Annotated in this window: 18 protein-coding genes and 1 pseudogene; 8 read left to right on the top strand and 11 right to left on the bottom strand. The window is 70.7% G+C overall.

Features of this window, described 5'->3' with window-relative positions; translation table 11 throughout:
* Nucleotides 1-743 precede the first annotated feature (743 nt).
* Nucleotides 744-2138 (bottom strand): IPT/TIG domain-containing protein, encoded by a 1395-nt coding sequence (locus tag ACIRYZ_RS37620; RefSeq protein ID WP_402952946.1) that lies wholly within the window; start codon nt 2136-2138, stop codon nt 744-746.
* 296 nt (nt 2139-2434) lie between these two features.
* Here ACIRYZ_RS37620 and ACIRYZ_RS37615 point away from each other — a divergent pair, with 296 nt between their 5' ends.
* Both ACIRYZ_RS37615 and ACIRYZ_RS37610 read left to right on the top strand, forming a co-directional pair.
* Nucleotides 2435-3196, top strand: a complete 762-nt coding sequence (locus tag ACIRYZ_RS37615) for an FAD-dependent oxidoreductase (protein ID WP_402952945.1) — start codon at nt 2435-2437, stop codon at nt 3194-3196.
* Nucleotides 3197-3263: 67 nt separating this feature from the next.
* Nucleotides 3264-3719, top strand: coding sequence for a cupin domain-containing protein (locus ACIRYZ_RS37610; RefSeq protein WP_402952943.1), 456 nt, complete (start codon nt 3264-3266; stop codon nt 3717-3719).
* A 59-nt stretch (nt 3720-3778) separates the two neighbouring features.
* Here the strand turns inward: ACIRYZ_RS37610 and ACIRYZ_RS37605 are convergent, their stop codons facing one another.
* The 3 genes from ACIRYZ_RS37605 to ACIRYZ_RS37595 all read right to left on the bottom strand — a co-directional run bounded on the left by ACIRYZ_RS37605 (nt 3779) and on the right by ACIRYZ_RS37595 (nt 6126).
* The gene (locus ACIRYZ_RS37605; protein WP_402952941.1) at nt 3779-4396 is read right to left on the bottom strand and encodes a TetR/AcrR family transcriptional regulator; all 618 of its coding nucleotides are present in this window, start codon (nt 4394-4396) and stop codon (nt 3779-3781) included.
* Between the two features lie 337 nt (nt 4397-4733).
* Nucleotides 4734-5024, bottom strand: a complete 291-nt coding sequence (locus ACIRYZ_RS37600) for a muconolactone Delta-isomerase family protein (protein WP_402952940.1) — start codon at nt 5022-5024, stop codon at nt 4734-4736.
* Nucleotides 5025-5406: 382 nt separating this feature from the next.
* Nucleotides 5407-6126: a hypothetical protein gene (locus ACIRYZ_RS37595; protein ID WP_402952938.1), complete on the bottom strand. Its 720-nt coding sequence runs from the start codon at nt 6124-6126 to the stop codon at nt 5407-5409.
* 864 nt (nt 6127-6990) lie between these two features.
* On the opposite strand from ACIRYZ_RS37595, the gene ACIRYZ_RS37590 reads away from it, so the two are divergent.
* A complete protein-coding gene (locus ACIRYZ_RS37590) occupies nt 6991-7812 on the top strand; it encodes an alpha/beta fold hydrolase (protein WP_402952937.1) in 822 nt (273 codons plus the stop codon).
* A gap of 210 nt (nt 7813-8022) precedes the next feature.
* Here ACIRYZ_RS37590 and ACIRYZ_RS37585 read toward each other — a convergent pair.
* A pseudogene (locus ACIRYZ_RS37585) lies at nt 8023-8133 on the bottom strand (TetR-like C-terminal domain-containing protein); the annotation flags it as partial.
* Nucleotides 8134-8188: 55 nt separating this feature from the next.
* On the opposite strand from ACIRYZ_RS37585, the gene ACIRYZ_RS37580 reads away from it, so the two are divergent.
* Both ACIRYZ_RS37580 and ACIRYZ_RS37575 read left to right on the top strand, forming a co-directional pair.
* Complete coding sequence (locus ACIRYZ_RS37580; protein WP_402952935.1) at nt 8189-8923, top strand: SDR family NAD(P)-dependent oxidoreductase; 735 nt, start codon at nt 8189-8191, stop codon at nt 8921-8923.
* An 87-nt stretch (nt 8924-9010) separates the two neighbouring features.
* Nucleotides 9011-9475: a MarR family winged helix-turn-helix transcriptional regulator gene (locus ACIRYZ_RS37575; RefSeq protein WP_402952934.1), complete on the top strand. Its 465-nt coding sequence runs from the start codon at nt 9011-9013 to the stop codon at nt 9473-9475.
* Nucleotides 9476-9478: 3 nt separating this feature from the next.
* Here ACIRYZ_RS37575 and ACIRYZ_RS37570 read toward each other — a convergent pair whose 3' ends face one another.
* From ACIRYZ_RS37570 to ACIRYZ_RS37545, 6 genes are all read right to left on the bottom strand, one after another.
* Nucleotides 9479-9766: a DUF6351 family protein gene (locus tag ACIRYZ_RS37570; protein ID WP_402952932.1), complete on the bottom strand. Its 288-nt coding sequence runs from the start codon at nt 9764-9766 to the stop codon at nt 9479-9481.
* 212 nt (nt 9767-9978) lie between these two features.
* A complete protein-coding gene (locus ACIRYZ_RS37565; RefSeq protein ID WP_402952931.1) occupies nt 9979-11001 on the bottom strand; it encodes a hypothetical protein in 1023 nt (340 codons plus the stop codon).
* A gap of 293 nt (nt 11002-11294) precedes the next feature.
* Complete coding sequence (locus ACIRYZ_RS37560) at nt 11295-11627, bottom strand: hypothetical protein (protein WP_402952929.1); 333 nt, start codon at nt 11625-11627, stop codon at nt 11295-11297.
* Nucleotides 11628-12173: 546 nt separating this feature from the next.
* Nucleotides 12174-12923, bottom strand: coding sequence for a hypothetical protein (locus ACIRYZ_RS37555; protein ID WP_402952928.1), 750 nt, complete (start codon nt 12921-12923; stop codon nt 12174-12176).
* A 17-nt stretch (nt 12924-12940) separates the two neighbouring features.
* On the bottom strand, nt 12941-13627 hold the full coding sequence (lexA, locus tag ACIRYZ_RS37550; protein ID WP_402952926.1) for a transcriptional repressor LexA: 687 nt from the start codon (nt 13625-13627) through the stop codon (nt 12941-12943).
* A gap of 113 nt (nt 13628-13740) precedes the next feature.
* On the bottom strand, nt 13741-14880 hold the full coding sequence (locus ACIRYZ_RS37545) for a hypothetical protein (protein WP_402952924.1): 1140 nt from the start codon (nt 14878-14880) through the stop codon (nt 13741-13743).
* Between the two features lie 118 nt (nt 14881-14998).
* Between ACIRYZ_RS37545 and ACIRYZ_RS37540 the strand changes: the two genes are divergently transcribed.
* From ACIRYZ_RS37540 to ACIRYZ_RS37530, 3 genes are all read left to right on the top strand, one after another.
* Nucleotides 14999-15595, top strand: a complete 597-nt coding sequence (locus tag ACIRYZ_RS37540) for a hypothetical protein (RefSeq protein WP_402952923.1) — start codon at nt 14999-15001, stop codon at nt 15593-15595.
* Between the two features lie 378 nt (nt 15596-15973).
* A complete protein-coding gene (locus tag ACIRYZ_RS37535; protein WP_402952921.1) occupies nt 15974-17563 on the top strand; it encodes a DUF4157 domain-containing protein in 1590 nt (529 codons plus the stop codon).
* 8 nt (nt 17564-17571) lie between these two features.
* The gene (locus ACIRYZ_RS37530; protein WP_402952920.1) at nt 17572-18453 is read left to right on the top strand and encodes a TIR domain-containing protein; all 882 of its coding nucleotides are present in this window, start codon (nt 17572-17574) and stop codon (nt 18451-18453) included.
* Nucleotides 18454-18470: the final 17 nt, after the last annotated feature.

The following is an 18470-nucleotide window of genomic DNA, read 5'->3' as shown; positions in this document are numbered from 1 at the left end:
GGCTGCGATTCGAAGGCCGTAACCACCCCGGCTGGCACCGCCGCACCACCCTCGCCGCCCTCGCCTCCCTCGCCCAGGCCTTCTGCACGCTGCTGCGGGTCGACTCAAAAGCCCCTGGGCCGGTATGTCCCTTGCTCGCCAAGGCGTCTTGCTGGTGCGACCGCACCGGCAAGATCACGGGGCAGTGAGTCGCCAGCCGAACGCCTGCGCGGAAGGCTCCCATCGTGCTACGGCCCCAGACCGTGATCAATCTCAGCGTTAACGGCTGTCCCGCTACTACTCGCCCCCGTAGACCCCAGCGAGTTCGCGAAAACTGAAGGTTCTTCAGCGGGAACCCGAGGGTCCGATGTCCCGACGCTAGGGGGTGGACCGTGGGTTCGTGGTGAAGCTGCGGGGCCCGTCTCCACGGGCCGCTCCAGGAGACCGCCCTCGAACCGGTCGCGGCGGGCACCGCAGAGCCTGACGCCGAGTAGGCAGGGCAGCGGGGAGGACCACGCGTACGCCGAAGGGCGGCACCGGCCTGGATGGTCCGGTGCCGCCCTTCGGCGTACGGCGGGGCTACACGGTGACCAGGTGCTCCCGGGTGCCGTCCTCGATGGCCGTCAGGCAGGCGGTGAACGCCTCCTCCGGCTGCTCCTACGGGCCGGACACGTCCCGGCCGTCCAGCTAAAGCCGCAGCGGACGGCCAGGTGGTTGAGTCGCGTGACTGCTCCTTCGAGACAGGGGTGAGGCGGCGCCATCGCCTAGGTGGTGGGCGCGGGCACGTAGGTGTAGGTCGCGGTGGCGGTGCCGGCGGAGGTGGTGACGGTCAGGTTCGCGGGACCTGCCGTCCCAGGCGGGGACTGGAGAGTGAGGGTGGTGTCCGAGATGACGTTGAACGCCACGGGCACACCGCCCAGGGTCACCTGGTTGGTTGTCGTGAGGCCGGTACCGGTGAGGGTGATCGGTGTACCGCCGGAGACCGGTCCGGAGCCGGGGCTGAGGGCCGTCACCGTGGGGGCGTCCAGATAGGTGTAGATGAGGTTGCGGGCCGTCCCGCCGGCGGTGGTGACGCCGACGGGGACGGACCCTGCGGTGGTGCCGGGCGGAGCGGTGACGGTCAGCTGGGTGTCGGAGACCACGGTGGGACGCGCCGGGGTCGCCCCGAAAGTGACCGAGTGGGCGGTCAGCAGGCCGATGCCGGAGACGGTCGCGCTGGTGCCACCGGCGATGGGCCCGGATATCGGGTCGATGCCCGTCACCGTCGGAGCGGGGACGTACTGGAACAGCGCCTGGTTGCTGGTACCCCCGGGCGTGACGACCGTGACCGGGACCGTACCGGAACCAGGTGGGCTGATGACGGTGAGCTGGTTGGCCGTGTCAGCGATGACGGACGCCTGACGGGGACCGAAGTTCACGGCGGTGGCGCCCGCCAGGTTGACCCCGGTGATGGTGACCACGGTGCCGCCTTCGATGGGGCCGGCATTCGGGCTGATGGCACGGAGCTTCTCGATCACGGTGACGGCGTTCGCGCCGTTGTCGGTCACATAACTGGACAGCCCATTGGGAGTGATGGCCACCCGGGAGGGGGAGGCGCCCACAGTGAGCGTGTCCGTCACGGTGTTGGTGGCCGTGTCGATCGCGCTCACCGAGTTCGAGCCGAAGTTGACCACCCAGATCTGGGAGCCATCCGGGCTGCTCGCCGCGCCGGCCGGGTTGGTGCCCACCGGAATGGGGGAGCCGACCACGGCATCGGTGGCCGTGTCGATCACACTCACGGTGCCGTCTCCGTTGTTCGCCACATAGATGTGGCTCCCGTCCGGGGTGACCGCCACCCCGATGGGATTGGCACCGACCGTGATGGTGGCGGTGACCGTGTTGGTGGCGGTGTCGATGACGCTGACGGTGCCGGATCCGGCATTGGTCACATAGGCGCTGGTTCCGCTGGGACCGAGGGCCACACCCACTGGGCCGGCGAGACCGGGGATGGTGGCGACCGTGGTGAAGAACGCGGTGTCGATCACGCTCACGGTGCTGTCACCGTTGTTGGCGACATACGCGTGTCGCCCGTTCGGTGTGATGGCGATTCCGATGGGACCGGCTCCCACAGGCACGGTGGGACCTTCCACCAGTGGTCCCCAACTGGCTATCGCAGGCATGACGTTCCCCTTCGTTCACGGGGCCGTCGACCGCTGTCGGCCGCCGCAGACGCGGCAGCCGACAGCAGACCAGAAATCCTCACCGGGGGCGCCCGCAGCTGCCGAACCGGGAACACCGATGTCTCCGGATGGTTCGACCATGTCCCCCGGCAAGGGATGGGCGGCCCACCGGATGTACCTGCTCCAGGCAGCACACCGGTTGCTCTCGGCGACTAGCAGAATGGTCGCATCTCATCCGTTTGGCCGAGTGCGCGCGTCCACCGCATGCTGTCCGTGCGCGACGGTGACACCCGGTCATGCTCGCCTGCTTGCGGCTGGTCTACTTCACCCGTCAGGACACCAGGGACGCCGGTTTCATCGAGACCGATCACTACGGCGCCCGGTTCAACGACAGCGGGAGCCACTTCGGGCTGCTGGGCCTGTCACAGCGGTGGCTGCGAGACCTGGTCTGGGACTACTTCGACGCCCGGCTCAGGAACCAGCCGCCACGCTCACAGGGTCCGCTCAAGCTCGCCCGCCGCAGCTGCGTCGAGCTCAGTGCCTACCTGGAGGCCCAGGCACCCGGAGGCGGCCACGATCCGCGGGCGCTGACGGAAGAGCACATGACCGCCTTCGTTGCCGACCAGCGGCACCGGGCCCTGCACGGGCTGCCGGCACTCGGCCACGACCCCGATGTCGGCATGAGCGGAGGCAGGCTCCAGGCGATGACGCTGTCGCTGCTGGAGGGCTGGCACCCCCGGATGACCGAGATCGTCTCCCGTCAGGACCCGGCCTCGATCTTCCCGGTCGCGGTCCGCACCAGCGTGCCCGTCGCGGCATGGGAGACGGACGCGGTCACGCTCCTCGGCGATGCCGTCCACGTCATGAGCCCCGCCATCGGCGTCGGCGCCAACACCGCGCTGCGTGACGCGCGCGTCCTCGCCTCCCGCCTCGTCGAGGCCGCCGATGGCCGTCCGCTCACGGCCGCCCTGCGCGCGTATGAGGACGAGATGCGCGGCTACGGCTTCGACGCCGTCCGCGAATCGGCCGAACATTCAGCAACCAAGCTCCCGTCATGAGAGTGTACTCTCATCATGAACTGGCTGCATACCGGCGAACTCGCCGGTGTCCGCGAAGGAGTGAGCCATGAACGATGTCTCCGTCGTCGGCCCTGGTGGCGGCGAAGTGATCGACCTCGGAACCGCCCGCATCCGCGTCCTTGAGAGCGGCGCGACCACCGCGCACCGCCTCGGCATCGCCGAGATCACCGTCCCGCCGCACACGGACGGGCCGCCCCAGCACCGGCACGCCCAGCACGACGAGGGGTTCTACATCATCTCGGGCACAGCCCGTTTCACCGTCGGCGACACCTCGCACGACGCCTCCCCGGGGACGCTGGTCATGGTGCCCCCTGGAGCCCCGCACACCTTCGCCAACCTGGGAGACGAGCCGCTCGTCATGCTCAACACGTTCACGCCGGACCTGTACGTGCAGTACTTCCGGGACCTGCGCGACATGATCAGTGGCGGCCGGCAGATGACCCCGGATTCCGTGGCCGCGGTCATGGGTCGGTACGCGACAGAGGTCGCCACCGACGTCTGAGCGTCGGCCACGGCCGGCTACGGTCCGGCCGCCGCAGGCTTCCCGAAGAGCCGTAGGCGTCAGCCCTGAACTCCGCCGCCGTTCACGACGGCGGCCCGAGTGAGGACCGTGGCCGTGTGCACGGCGCTGGCGACCGCTGCCTCGGGATCGAGACCCACCAGGTCGGTCAGCGTGAAGAGCGCCTCTGCGCTCATCACCACGGAGAGGTCGCGCTTGAGCTGCGCCAGCGCCCGAGCGTCCAACCCTCGCGGGTGCGCCGCGAGAGGCGCCAGTGCCTGGTCGATAAGGCCGAACCGCAGGCCGGGGCGGGTCGCGACCTCCCCCGGGCGGACGACGGTGGCGGCGATCATGGCGCGGACCGCACCCTGACGCGCCAGGATGTGACGCATCAGGTAGTCGGTCGCGACAGCGACCCGCTCCACGACGTCCGCACTCTCCCCGACGTGCGCCAGCGCCTGCCCGGGCAGGGGCAGTTGGTCGGCGATGGCCTCGGCCAGCAGGCTGGCGAGGTCGGGGAAGTAGCGGTAGGCCGTGGCTTCGGACACCCGAGCGGCCTTCGCCACCTCCGGCATGGTGACCTCACCGCCCGTACCGGCCAGCTCTGCCGCCGCCTGGACGATCGCGGTCCGCGTGCGCCACTTCTGGTTGGCGCGACCACCCACTGCCGGCGTCTCCATGTTCCTCCCGCCCGTGTGACCCGCAGGCCCCGGCCTCTCGCTGGGAAGATCCGCGCCCGACTGACGCGAGCGCTCTTCCCTCATGAGAGCATACTCTCACAGCGCGAGGGGCGTGAATGGCGTCGCGATCACCTGATACCCGACCCCGACAGGTGCACCGTCCAAGCAGGGGCCCGCGATGTCACACAGCAGGCCGGTCGGCGCCGCGCGTCCCCCAGCACGAACAGGACGGCAGAACCTGGCTGCCCACCTACGCACGGCCCGGCGACACGGTCCACATCTCCGCGATGTTCCGCCTCGGCCGCGGCGACCAGCATGTCCCCGGCCCGGCCGGCCCTCACCCCTTGGCGGGGTCGTTGGGATGTGGTTCGAGAGCGGTCACGGTGATGGTCATCCACGGACGCAGGGGGAGGGTTCCCAGGACCTTCGCGTGGAGCTCGTCCTCGTCGGCGGCCCGCCAGATGCCGATGCTGCGCAGTTCGCCGACCGGGCGCCACAGACGGGCGAGGTGACCGGCTGCGGCCAGCTCGCGGGCGCGGACGGCTTCGGCGGCGCGGCGGCGGTCCACTTCTTCAGGAGTGGTGCCCTCGGGCACCGTGGTGGTGATCTCGACCAGGAACTCGTTCATGGGTGCTGCTCCCTTCTCCGTGTGCCCATCGTCACTCTGCTGCCGTGCGGGCGCCACGACCGGCGTCCTCGTTACTGGTAGGCCCGGGCTCCTGCCGCCGTCGCAGGTGGGGCATGGGGTTGCGCCGGCTCGGGTTTGTCGTTCTGGTCGCGGAGGAGCTGGACTTCGGCCGGGCCGCTGTACGGCGGCTGACAGATCGCACCGTCGGCCCGGAGCGCCACGTGGCGGATCGCTGTCAGCTGTGGTTGACGATGACGGAGAGACCCCGGCCCTGCGTTCCGTGTAATTCAGCGGCCTAGGCTCGAAAATCTGGGTCTGACCTGCGCGGACATGGGTGAGGGCGCCTGAGATTCGTTTCTCTAGGCGCTGGTGTTCGTGCTGGTCAGCGGGGTGCGGGTTCGAGGGCGATGATCTGCTTCGGTGCGGGGATGCCGAGCTTGGCCAGGAGGTCGGTCTGGGGCTTGGTGAGGGTGGTGACCTGTCGGAACAGGCCGGTAGGGCCGGTGAATGTGTCGAGGTGGAGCCGGTCGAGCTCGCGGCGGGTGGTCGTCCAGGTCTCGTCGGTGGTGGTCTCGATGATGCGGATCAGCAGCAGGGCGAGCCAGCAGAGGACGACGTGTGCGCACATGCGCTCCTCGAGCCGGTGATAGACGGGCCGCAGGTCGACGATCTGTTTCATGTCCCGCCAGCCCCGCTCGACTTCGAGGAGTTGCTTGGAGCCGAGGGCGATGTCCTCGGCCGACAGATGCGGGTCGGAGCATCGCAGCAGGTACTTGCCGTCGAGGTTCTCCTCGGCCTTGATCTTCGCGGTGTCGATGCGGAGCTTGCCGGCCGGGGTGGTGCGGAGGTAGCGGTTGAGGCCGGGCTTGTCGGCGATCTTGCCGCGGAGCTCGCCGCGCTTGAAGTCACCGAGCTTGTCGGTGCCTTCGATCAGGATCGTGAGCCGGGAGACGAGCTGTTCGCGTATGTGCTGATCACGGGTGGCGGCTTCGGGGTTGTGGCAGATCACGAACCGTTCGATGTCGGAGATCCGCACCTCCTTGACCCGCATGTTCCCGGCGATCTCGCCGTAGCGGCCCTGGCGGGACAGGGCCGCCTTCACCTCCGGGCTGACGGTCGGCGCACCCGACCCGCTGAGCAGACCGCAGCTACTTCGGCCCTCGCCCCGGCAGCGAGCGCGGCCCGGGACACGACATCCCCCCCTCGCCTGACACCACCACATGCCCACAGCAGCGCCTGAACACAACCCAGAACAGTCCAGCAAGGAGTGAGTGGCCATCACCGTCGGCTTCCACGGTGCCGGCCCCTCCTCCCCCGGGGGGCTGGCACCGGATACAGCTACCCGACAGTCACGCATCGTCGGCAACGCGCCGACCTCGATGCCGTGCTCGGTACGGGATGCATGCCATCGTGATCAAGACAGGCGACGTATCGCACCCGTGGCATCCGGAAGGGAACAAGCGCCATGAGTGAGCAGGCAGCAGAGTCGAGCGGACGCACCCGACTGGCCTACATCCTTGGCGTTCCTCTCGCTGACGACGTCGAGCGTCAGTGACCGCAGATGGGCGAGGTGGTACGCAGCAGCAAGCTCGTCGGCGAAGTCGAGGGGGGAACACGGCCGGGAATCGTGGAATCCAGACGGAACGCCCCGCCGGCGTCAGATCGGTCGCCGTTCATCGCACCTCATCGCATCGTGGCGGCGGCGTCCGCGTGGCCTTGATCGGCCAAGCCCTCACCCCACCGATCCTCCTGTTCCGGGAACACGGCTGCAACGGAGGATCCCGGCCATGTCTCGATCGCGCGAAGCGCCCGGACAGCACCAAGCTCCGCTCCGCGCACCGCTGCCCCGAGACCGACAAAACATGCACCAATACTCCCATGATGAGAGTGGACTTGCATGAGGAGTCGCACCCGCCTACTCTCATGAGAGTCAGCTCTCACGAAGTTGCGACAGGGAGTCCGCATCATGAGCACCCCTACCACCACCAACACCTCACGCCTCATCACTCTCCCCACCGGGATGTCGATCGCCATCCAGGAGTTCGGAGTCAACGCCGACGGCAGCGCAGTCCTGTACCTGCACGGCGGAGCCGGACCGCACACGATGGCCGGCATCGCGACCGCGCTCTCCGAGCACGCCTATGGGCTCGCCCCGACCCACCCCGGCTTCGACGGCACGCCGCGGCCGGACGGGTTCGACACGGTCGCCGACCTCGCCGAGGCCTACCTCGACCTGCTCGACGAACTCGACCTGACCGGCGTCATGGTGATGGGTAGCTCCCTGGGCGGCTGGATCGCGGCGGAGATGGCCCTGCGCGACACCCGCGGCCGGATCGGGTGCCTCGTCCTGCTGAACGCGGTCGGCATCCGCGCCAAGGGGGAGGAGCAGGTCCTGGACGTCCGCACCGTCGCCCCCGGGGAGATCGGCAAACTGTCCTTCGCGAACGAGGCGTTCCGCCCGGACTTCGCCTCCTTCACCGAGGACCAGCGCGCCGTCATGGCCGCCAACCAGCAGGCCTTGGCGACCTACGCCGGCCACACCTTCACGCACGACCCGAAGCTGCGTCGCCGCCTGCACCGCATCACCGTGCCGGCGTTGGTCGTCTGGGGCGAGCAGGACGGCATCGCCCCGGCCGGTTACGGACGGGACTGGGCCGACGCACTCCCGGGCGGCCGCTTCGTCCCGGTGGCGGGCGCCGGCCACTTCCCGCACATCGAACAACTCGGAGCCACACTCGGAGCCGTCGGCGAGTTCGTCGACGCGGTCGTCAAGCCCGGGCAAGCCTGATCTGCCAGGTGACCGGTTGGACGCCGGAGTTCGCCGCAGAGCTCCGGCGCACAGCGGCAGACCGCGCATCGACGTGAAGGCCACCGCGCGTGCGGGAGGCCAGGAGCCGGACGAGCGGTCGAGGCGCTCCCGGTCTTCGCCGCCCGCTGGGTGACCAAGCCGTCGCGCCACACGTTTGGTTGGCCTCGTGTCCGCACCTCGGCAGCGATCTCACCGCGCGCGCAGGCCGCGGTCGGCGAAGGCGATCAGCCAGTCGAAGCTCTCGTCGACGTCGGTGCCCAGCTGGAAGCCGTTGGCCGCCTCTGGCGTGGCGAAGCCGTGGCGTCGAGGCTAGGCGCGGCTTGACAGATTAGTTACACATACCACAATGATTGTTATGTCTATAACCAATCTGACCCCTTCCTCCGTCCCGCCGTCCACCCCGGGCGCACGCGTACTCCTGATCGGCGCGTCTCGTGGTCTGGGCCTCGCCCTGGCTGGGGAGTGGGCCCGCGCGGGCTGGCGGGTCGTGGGCACCGTGCGAGGTCCGGGCCGGACCCCGCTGCACGACCTCGCCGACACCTGCGACGGCCGGATCGAGATCGAAACCGTCGACGTCACCGAGCCGGCGCAGATCTCGGCGCTCCACGAGCGTCTGGGGGGCCGCACGTTCGACCTGCTGTTCGTGAACGCCGGCGTCACCAACCAGCCCGAGAGCACGGTGGCGGAGACCTCGACCGACGAGTTCAACCGGGTCATGGTCACCAACGCGCTCGGCCCGATGCGGGTCGTCGAATCGCTCCAGAACCTGGTCGAACCCACCGGCACGATCGGCGTGATGTCCTCGGGCCAGGGCAGCGTGGCCAACAACGAGCACGGCGGCCACGAGGTGTACCGGGGCAGCAAGGCCGCGCTCAACACCTTCATGCGCAGCTACGCGGCACGGCACCAGGGCGAGCGCCGCACCCTGGTTCTCATGGCCCCGGGCTGGGTGCGGACCGACATGGGCGGCCCGGACGCCAGGCTCGGCATCGACGAGAGCATCCCGAATGTGGTCAGGACGCTCGACTCCCTCCAGGGCAGGCCTGGTCTCCACTACGTCGACTACCTGGGCCGGACGGTAGCGTGGTGATCACGGCACCCCAGCACACCCGGCGCGCGACCCGCGGCGGCTCCGGCCGCCGCACCGCTGACGGGACGAGCACGGGAGAGACGACCGATGGCGGACCCCTTGAAACGATCAGGTGAACTCGTGCAGCAGGCCTGGGCCCTCATGCAGCGCTTCGTCGAGGCGCAGAACCGCAGAGGCGAGCTCGCCGACACGCTCGGATTCCGCCTCGGCGGGGGCCGGGGAAAGTTCCTCTTCCAGTTGCGCGAGGGACCGGCAACCCTGCGCCAACTCGCCCAGGCCAACGGCCTCGACGCCCCCTACACGACGCTGATCGTCGACAGGCTGGAAGCCCAGGGCCTGGTCGAGCGCCGCCCGCATCCGGAGGACAAGCGCCGCAAGCTGGTCTCGCTCACCGCCGCCGGTCGCGACGCCGTCGCGACCGCCGACGCCGTCCTGCTGCGCCCGCCGGCGGCGCTCGGAAGCCTTACGGCCGAGGACCTCGGCCAGCTCGTCGGGCTCCTGACCCGTCTGCTCGAAGCGGACGCCGACGAACCTGACGATCCGTCGGCGTGACGCTCATCCCCGGGACCGGCCACCGTAGTCGCGCCAGGTGGTGGCTTTCTGGTGCTGCCCTGTGCCGGGGCGTGTGTAGTCGCAGACCCCGGTCGGGAACGCCTGGCGCAGTCGGGCCTGCTCGTCGCTGGTGAAGGTCACGGGGCAGTCGCGGAAGTCGAGCGGTCGCAGGGCGCAGGCGAGGACGCTTTCGGCTTGCGGTTCCGGCCGGGCCGGTCCGGCACCTGAACGAGCGTTACAGACAGCGAGACCCCCCGCGGTGGGCCAGGCAACTGGGCAGCGGCAGCTCATCGGCCCACGGGCAACCGCGCAGGACCGGGCCAGGGCTTCCGGTCCCCGTCATGGTGCGCTTGCAGATGGGGTCGGAAAGTGGGCACGTCCCTCTTCGAACGTGCCGTTCCACAACGCCCGGTAGTCCTCCAGTTCCTCGGGGCTGAGGTCGCTAGGACCACTGACGCGCACCGCGGTTGTGTCCCAGGGGCGCAGTCCGTCGGTACGTGGTGTCAGCAAAACCCCGAGGGTGGAGACGTTCTCCGGGTCGCCGGTACGTTCGATGGCCTCGTGCTGGCGCAGCTGCACGTAGCCCGCGAAGGCCCGCTGCACCAGGTCGCTGAAGCGCGTGTGGAGCCGAGGATGAGCTGGCGCCTGCCGTCGGAGTCCACCTGCCGCCTGAAGCGCCATTTGTACTCGTCCTCGGCCACGTTGGGGACGTCGTCGAGCATGTCGAGGAGCAGCTGGCCCCACTCGGTGCGGCCGGAGACGGGCAGACGGTCGAGGTCGGACAGCATGAGGTGGCGGTCTGCCTCCGTCGCGTGGGCGGACAGGGGGCTGCGCGCGATGTCCTCCAGTAGGATCCGGGTCATCATGTGCGCGCGGGTGTCGTCCTTACCGGCCGGGACCTGGGGAAGCAGAGGAACGGACCACAGCTGGCCGCCCTCCCCGACCAGGCTCATGTCGAGGGAAGCGGGCGCGGCGACGGCGTCGGCCGCGGCCAGCTGGTAGTACCGCACCGGCTCGTCGTCGAGGGCGGCCTGCGGTTGGCCGGCCGCCCTGGAGAGGTAGTCGAGGACCGCGGTCGTGGAACGCAGTTGGTCGAAGAGGAAGTCCCAGTCGCGGCGGGTCACAGCGATCGCCGGCATGCCGGGGTCCTCCCAGCGCGCGATGGTGCCTGCGGGGACCTGGTGGTGGTCCAGGACCACGACGGCGATCCACTCGTAGTCCTGCCCTCGCACGGTCAGGGTTCGGCCGCGGCCGTTGGCGAACTCGGCGTCGGCCAGGCGCAACTGGCGCACGGTGCCCTTGGCCTGCCTCACTGCCTTCTGCGCCACCTTGTTGATCCAGGCGCGTTCGGCGTCGTCGGCCTTGGGTGCGACGGTACGGCTCTTGACCTGGACGACGGCTGCGCGCCGGCCCGCGAGCAGGATCCGGTCGCCGAGCTCGCGCTGGCCGGAGCCCTTCTTCGCGAGGGTGGGCACGAACACGAAGTCCGGCAGGCCCCAGGTAGCGGCGGCCGTGTGCGTGGCCATCTCGGCCCCGAGCCCTTGACCGACACCCGCCGGCAGCGGCAGGGCATCGGGTATCCGACGGACGAACGGACCACGTGGGGTTTCCACTATCAGCGTGAGTTCTTGCGCCCGCGTTGACGGGGCGCCAGCTGACCTGCGACGACTTCGGTTCTTCCACCCCGGCTATTAGACGCCCCCTGAACGCAAAGATCACCGCCTCGTTCACAAAATCCCGGAAGCCGCCCGCACCCGCCACGACCTGGTAGCCACCAGCCAGGGCAGCACGGTCAACACCACCCGGGCCGTACGGCCTGTCAGGACCAGCTACGCCGTACCGCGGGGCGGGCGGGCCGGTCCTGCTCGGTACCGCGCAGCGCGAAAGCTGCGGCGCGGGCGCGCTCCAGCCAGCTCATGACCTGACGCAGCGAATCAGGGTCGAGGTGGCGGGTGAGGTCGCGGACGGCCTGGTGGTCGTCGTCGGTGAGCGCGTGGAGACCGGCGCGCTCCAGGGCGGTGTAGAAGGGCTGGGCAGCGGGACCGGCGAGGCGGCGGTGGGCGGCGGCGGTGGTCTGGCGGGCCTGGTGGGCGGCCGGGGGACGGATCCGGTGGGATCCGGCCGACGTCGAGCATCCCGTGGAGCGGTACACCGACCTGGAAGATGCGCCCGGCGTCACGGGCCTGCACGTCCTCGTCGAGGACCCCGCGGAACCTCGTCTTGGTGAGGGTGCGCTGCTGGACGGCGAGGACGAATTCCGGGGACATGGGCACCCCCAGGTAGGCCCGGGCCGCCCCCTGGGACCATGCGGGATCCAGCACGGTGCCGTCGGTGGTCGCGCACCACGCGTGGGCCCGCGCCGTCCCCTCGGCGGTGAGCACGTACCCCTCGACGTAGGCGCCCGGCAGGAGTCGGGCGACGCGAAGTGCGTTGCGGTGGCAGCGTCCGGGTGCGCCGCGGCGCGGGGTGCCGGAGCGCGGCCAGGGCGTGGGAGTGAGTAGGCAGCCCTGGGCGAGCACGACGCGGGCAGCCGGGCAGCCGGTCGTGGTGGCCAGGGCCGCGACGGCGTCAACGAGGGCGTACTCGTCGGCGGTCAGCAGGTCGGCGGGCACACGTCGAGTGTCCGCCCGGTCCGTGGGGGCGGCCCGTTGACGGGGCGACGGAGTGACTTCAGCTAACGACTCGACACCTGTCGGCGTTACAGGGCCAGTGCGGCGAAGGCAGCGTCGAGGAAACCGTCTGGCAGGCCCGTTCCTCTCCGGGTCCAGTCGGACGGACTCACCGCCTCGGCTGCTTCCTCAACAGCCGATCCGGCGCTCGCGGGGTCTTCTGCGGGCAGGCCCAGGGCGACCACCGCCCATGACGCCAGAGCCTCCACCCCCAGGTACTGCCACCACTCGGCGTCATCCCACCCCCGGCGTTCGGTGGCCTTGTCCGTCCAGGCCGTGCGGAAAAGCAGGGTGAGCGCGGAGCGCGGATCGCCTGCGGAGGCCTCAACGGCGCACCGCACGGTCCGCAGGTGCTCCAGCTCCGGGGCCCATGGGTGCATCGCGAAGAATTCCAGGTTGCGGCGAAGCGTGGGCCGGAACGCCCGTCCCCGGCCACGGTTCCAGCGCTCGGCCGGTGTCCACAGGCCGCCCGGGCCATCGCCCAGCCGTGCGGCCCGGGCCTGTGCCGTGACATCGCCGAGCACCGCGTCGCGCCATCCGAGCCCGTACGCCTTCCGAGCGGCGACGATCGCGTGGATCTGCCCGTCGGTGGCCGGCGCGTCGAGAAGCGCGTCGTCGCAGCCGTCCCACAGCACGGCGAGCGCCCCGGTCACCGCCTCCGTGCAGCGTGCGTGCAGATCACCCACGGGTACGCGGGTCCAGGGCAGCAGCGCCACATAGGTCCTGTCCCACAACTCCCGCATGGTGATGTCCTCCGTCATCATCCTGTCCTCGTCCACGGCAACCGTCCGGGCCCTCAGAGGCGGCGTAGCACGGCGACGACCTTGCCGAGGATGGTCGCGTTGTCGCCGTTGATGGGTTCGTAGGCGGGGTTGTGGGGCATCAGCCAGACCTGGCCGTCCTCGCGCTTGAGGCGCTTGACAGTGGCTTCGCCGTCGATCATCGCGGCCACGATGTCGCCGTTCTCGGCGACCGGCTGGCGGCGCACGGTGACCCAGTCGCCGTCGCAGATGGCCGCCTCGATCATCGAGTCGCCGCGCACGGTGAGCGCGAACAGCTCGCCCTGGCCGACCAGTTGGCGGGGCAGCGGGAAGACGTCCTCGATGGTCTGCTCGGCCAGGATCGGACCGCCGGCGGCGATCCTACCCACCAGCGGCACAGGGATGGGCACGCTGGTGCTTCCGGCGGTGTCGGCGGGTGCGGTCTGACGATCGGCCCACACGCGGTAGGCGCGGGGCCGGTGCGGGTCGCGGTACAGAAGGCCCTTGCGCTCCAGTGCCTTCACCTGGTGGGAGACCGAGGAGGTGCTGGTCAGGCCGACGGCCTGGCCGATCTCGCGCATGGACGGCGGGTAGCCGCGGCGCTGGACGGAGTCGCGGATGACCTCGATCACCCGGCGCTGGCGCTCGGTGAGGCCTTCGGCGTCGGTGCGCACGCCCGGGGGCCGGCCGCTGCGGGCGCGGGTTGTCGTGGTGTCGGCCATGGTGCCCTCTCGATCGTGCGGGTGTTGACTGTATCCGGCGTCCTGCGGGTCCGTCACCGGGCTTTGGGGTTCGCTGACCTGCCCGGATGCCCGCTCGGAGGTGTGTGCCGGGGTCATCGGAAGTCCCTGCTGCGGGCGCCGGGGGCAAGAGTGAGCGGGACGAGGCGGGTGGCGACGAGGTTGACGGCGCCGTCGCGGCGCTCGGCCGTGCCGTGGACCAGCAGGCCGGCTGACTGCAGGGCGGCCCGGCGCTGGCGCTCCCATATGTGCGGCTGGCAGATCACGTTGACCAGGCCGGTTTCGTCTTCGAGGCTGAGGGAGAGCACGCCGCCGGCCGTCGGCGGGCGCTGGCGGTGGGTGACGAGTCCGCCGACGGCGACGAGCGTGCCGGGGGCGGCGCCGGTCTTGAACGCATCCGCGGTCAGGGCGCCGCAGCGCTCCAGGTGGGCGCGGGCGTGCTGGACGGGGTGGGCGGTCGCGGAGGTGCCGGTGGCCCACAGGTCAGCGATGGTCTCCTCGACGGCGGTCATCGGCGCGAGGTCAGGGGCGGCAAGAGCGGGCGCGGTGCCCGGGAGCATTCCGGCGCCGGTGCGGGCGAGCAGTCCGGCGGACCACAGGGCCTGGCGGCGGGTCACGCCGAGACTGGCGAAAGCGCCGGCGGTGGCGAGCGCTTCGAGGGCGGGCTCGGCCGGGTCGGTGCGGCGGGCGAAGTCCTCCAGGTCGGTGTAGGGGTGGCCGGCGGCGATCGCCTCGGCCTGCTCGTCACCGAGGCCGCGCACGGCTGCCAGCCCGAGGCGGATCGCGGGCTGGCCCTCTCCCCCGCTGCCGGGAGGGGCGGGTTCGAGAGTGGGCCGGGCCCGGCTGTGGTTGATGTCGGCGGGCAGCACGGTGACGCCGTGGCGGCGCGCGTCCTGGATGAGTGTCAAGGGGCTGTAGAAGCCCATCGGCTGGTTGGCCAGCAGCGCGCAGGTGAACGCGGCCGGGTAGTGGTACTTGAGCCAGGCGCTCGCGTACACCAGCAAGGCGAAGCTCGCGGCATGGCTCTCCGGGAAGCCGCACCCGGAGAAAGCGTCGATTTTGGCGTAGACGTCCTCGGCGACGTCCTGGGGGATGCCGCGCTCGGACATCCCGGCGAGGAGGCGCTCGCGCAGCTCGGCGACGCGTTCGTGGGAGCGTTTGGCGCCCATGGCCTGGCGCAGTTTGTCGGCTTCGGTGGGGGTGAATCCGGCGCAGTCGATGGCGAGTTGCATCATCTGTTCCTGGAATTTACCGGCCACAAGCGAAGCGATCTGATGGTACGTCAGAGCGAATCTGTGGCCCATCCCGAAATCTTTTACCAGCTGTCTCGGGATCATTCGGCACGTACGTCGGATGATCTTTGGGTTCGCGGGTCTCGATGCCGTTCGGGCTTGCCTGGCGTCTGCCTCCCAAGCGCCCGCTGGGGACCTCGGCGTTGCAGGTGCTGGCCGCGTGCGTGAAGGGCTTCTACGTCCACGTCTGCGCGGTGAGGGGCAGGCCGGGAAGACCGCGGTCACGGGTGTGAGCGACATCCTCTCGCTCACCGGCATTTCGTGGAGCACGGATGCCGACAGGGCCGTCGGCGATCTGAGCATGCTCGACGGCCGGTTCGACAAGGCGGTCCCCGAAGCCGCCGTCGAGCGGTTCCTCGAGGAGTGGGTCATGAACGACGGCAGCCTGGACTTCACGTCCGTGCGCACGGTCGACCGAACCGTCATGCGTGACGCCGTCGTCAGGTCGGTCACGGTGCGCACGCTGGTCTCGCGCGACCCGATCGTCTTCCGTGTCGCGGTCGACGCGGAGGGCGTCTGCTACGAGGTCGACCGGCGCAGCGAGCAGGTGCTCCGAGGCGACGCACGCAAGCGCCGCCCGATCACCTTCGCCTTCGATCTCCGGCGGGACGACACGTCGACCAAGGCGTGGACCGTGATCGCCGCCGACGTGCAGTAGGCGGAACCCGCGCCGGGGAACGCGCCGTCCGTGCGGTTGCGCGCGGCCCGCTCCGGCCCCCGGAGTTCTCCTGCGAATCGGCCTCCGACGGGCGAAGAAGATCACGCTCGCCTGGCACTCAGTCCGATTCGGGAGGCGCGGTCGGTGGCCACCTCGGTGTTCGATCAGCGTCTTGTGCATCACGATGCAAGCACGCCCCGCGCCATCGAGTGCCAGGCCAGGCTCCCTCAAGATGGCAGCAGCCTTACGGGGTGCCCGTACGGGTGCCCGGCGGGGCACCCGGGTCTGCCCTTCGGGCCCTGGCGTGCCGGGCGTCGAACGCGTATGCAGGAAGGGTCGCTGTTCCACCGCGGGAAGAGGCCCCCCTTGCATGCCCCCTTGCACGCCCGAGAGAACACCAGGGCCCAGGCCTCCGGACGCACCGGTACGCCGGTCCGCACGCCGCGCACCGGCGGCCGGGGCCCGGGGCCGGACCTGATGGCGCTGCAGGCGACCGCCGGGAACCGAGCCGTCGTCCAGATGCTCCGTCAGGCGGCGGGCCCGGCCGGGCGGGCCGGCGCGGCGGTGCAGCGCTCGGCCGTCCACGACGTCCTGAGCACGCCCGGCCGGCCGCTGGAGGCCGCCGTCCGGTCCGAGATGGAGGGCCGGATGGGCGCCGACTTCTCCGCCGTGCGCGTCCACGACGACAGCGCCGCCCAGGCCTCCGCCGCCGAGGTCGGCGCCCGCGCCTACACCTCCGGGAACCACGTCGTCATCGGGGCGGGCGGCGGCGACCGGCACACCCTGGCCCACGAGCTCACCCACGTCCTCCAGCAGCGCCAGGGCCCGGTCGCCGGCACCGACAACGGCTCCGGGCTCAAGGTCTCCGACCCGTCCGACCGCTTCGAGCGTGAGGCCGAGGCCAACGCCCACCGGGTGATGCGCAAGCCGGTGGCGGGGCCTACCACGGCCGACCGGGCCGGCGGGGAAGCAGCCGGGCAGCACAAGGACGAGCACTGCGCCGACCACGGCGCCGGCCCCCTGGCCGAGGAGCCCGTCCTGCAACGGGCGGCCGCCTTCCAGCCGTTCACGGGCATGACGGCCGGCAACACGCAGATCGGCGGCATCCAGACCGACGTGCTGGGCGCCGCCGGCCTCGTCTACCCGAACGGCGGCACCCTCGGCAACTGGGTCCACCTGGAGCGGATGCTCAGCAACACCGGGGGCGGATCGTCGCCCGGCGAGCCCGCGGACATCACCGCCATCAGGACCGTCGACAGCGGCCTGGTGCGCGCCAACGGCCAGCAGAACGCCGCCACCGCGATGCACGCGATCAACGGCGACTTCACCGCCGGCGCCAACGACACCGCCACGAACATCTTCATGGGCTCGGCCAAGTCCAACACCCAGGAGCACTTCAACAAGGTCGAACGGCCCATCCGGGCCTCGATGCAGAGCGGCACCCACGGACTCGCCGCGAACTACGAGCAGTGGATCGCCGCCAACCAGCCGATCGACCTCGGCGACGGCAAGATCGGCTTCGCGGCCCCGGGGCAGACCGTCCAGGGCACCCAGTCGAGCGCGACGGCCCTGGCGCCCTACCAGCAGTCGCACCCGACCGTCACCCACGTCATGGACCCGGCCGCGCCCCTCACGAACCCCAACGCCAGGTGGCCCAAGATGATCCACTACCGGGTGACGCCGCACTACACGTACAGCAACGATCCGGCACAGTGGCCCCAGTTCCTGAAGGACAACCTCGCGGCGGCCCAGAAGCTCGTGGACGACGAGAAGCTCAAGCCGCTGAACGAGCAGGACCAGCCGGCGCTGGCCAACGAGATCGCGGCCATCGACCTCCTGAAGCTGCGCGCGCATCAGCTGTTCCCCGCGACGTACACCTGTGAGGCCGACTACTACCTCGCCTCCTACAACCCGCAGGCGCCCTGGTACCACGGCCACGACCTGGACACGTACGACGCGGAGGTCTGAGACAGCCCATGAGCGACGAGCAGCACGACAACGAGCACCGCACCGTGCAGGACAACGAGCACCGCACCGGGCACGACGGCTCCGACCGGGCGGCACGTCCCGGGGTCTTCCTCGCCCACGCGCCCGCGGACGCCGACCGGGCCGCCGCCCTGGACGCCCGGCTGCGGGCCGGCGGCCTGCGGACCGCCCTGGACGAGTCCCGCGACCTCTCCGACGACCTGCCGGCCGAACCCGTCCTGCAGGAGCTGGGCGCCTGCGGGCTGTTCCTGCTCGTGTGGTCCCGGGACGCGGCCGACGACCCCCACGTCCTGGAACAGCGCCGGTACGCGGCCTCGTTCGACAAGCCCTGCCTGGTCTGGCCGCTCGACGCGACGGCCCTGCCCCACGGGGAGGGCTCCGTCGAGCAGCTGCCGGCCGGAAGCGACGACCGGGCGGTGGACGCCGCGGTCCACCGGCTGCTCGGCACCCGACCCGTCGACGCACCGCCCGCCGACGCTCCGGCCGCCGACGCGGCCGGAGCGGGCCCGGTGGGTGCCGGGGCGGTGCAGCCCGGTCACTGGACGATCGAGAGTGACGACCCGTCCGGGGAGTCCCTGGACGTCGAGCTCACCGCCTCGGCGGACGCGGCCGTGCCGGACGGCTCCGTCGGGGGCGGCCACCTGACGGGCACCCACCACCGGGCGGGCCTGCAGGGCAAGGTCACCGGCCGCTGGTGGTTCGCCCCGGAGGACGGCCGGCTCGACCTCGAGCTGGCGTCCTCCTTCGGGCTTCGCCCTCAGCGCGAACGGCGGCACCTCCGGATCCTGGACGGCGACGGCCGCACCCTCACCGCCGAGGACCTGCACGGCATCGCCGACCCACGGGAGTACCGGCTCACCCGCGACCGCTGAGCTGGCCCCTCGACGAG

It is taken from the genome of Kitasatospora sp. NPDC101155, assembly GCF_044768305.1.
Taxonomy (GTDB): domain Bacteria; phylum Actinomycetota; class Actinomycetes; order Streptomycetales; family Streptomycetaceae; genus Kitasatospora.
Note: the sequence above shows the minus strand (reverse complement) of the source record. Positions and strands in the feature narration are given on the sequence as shown.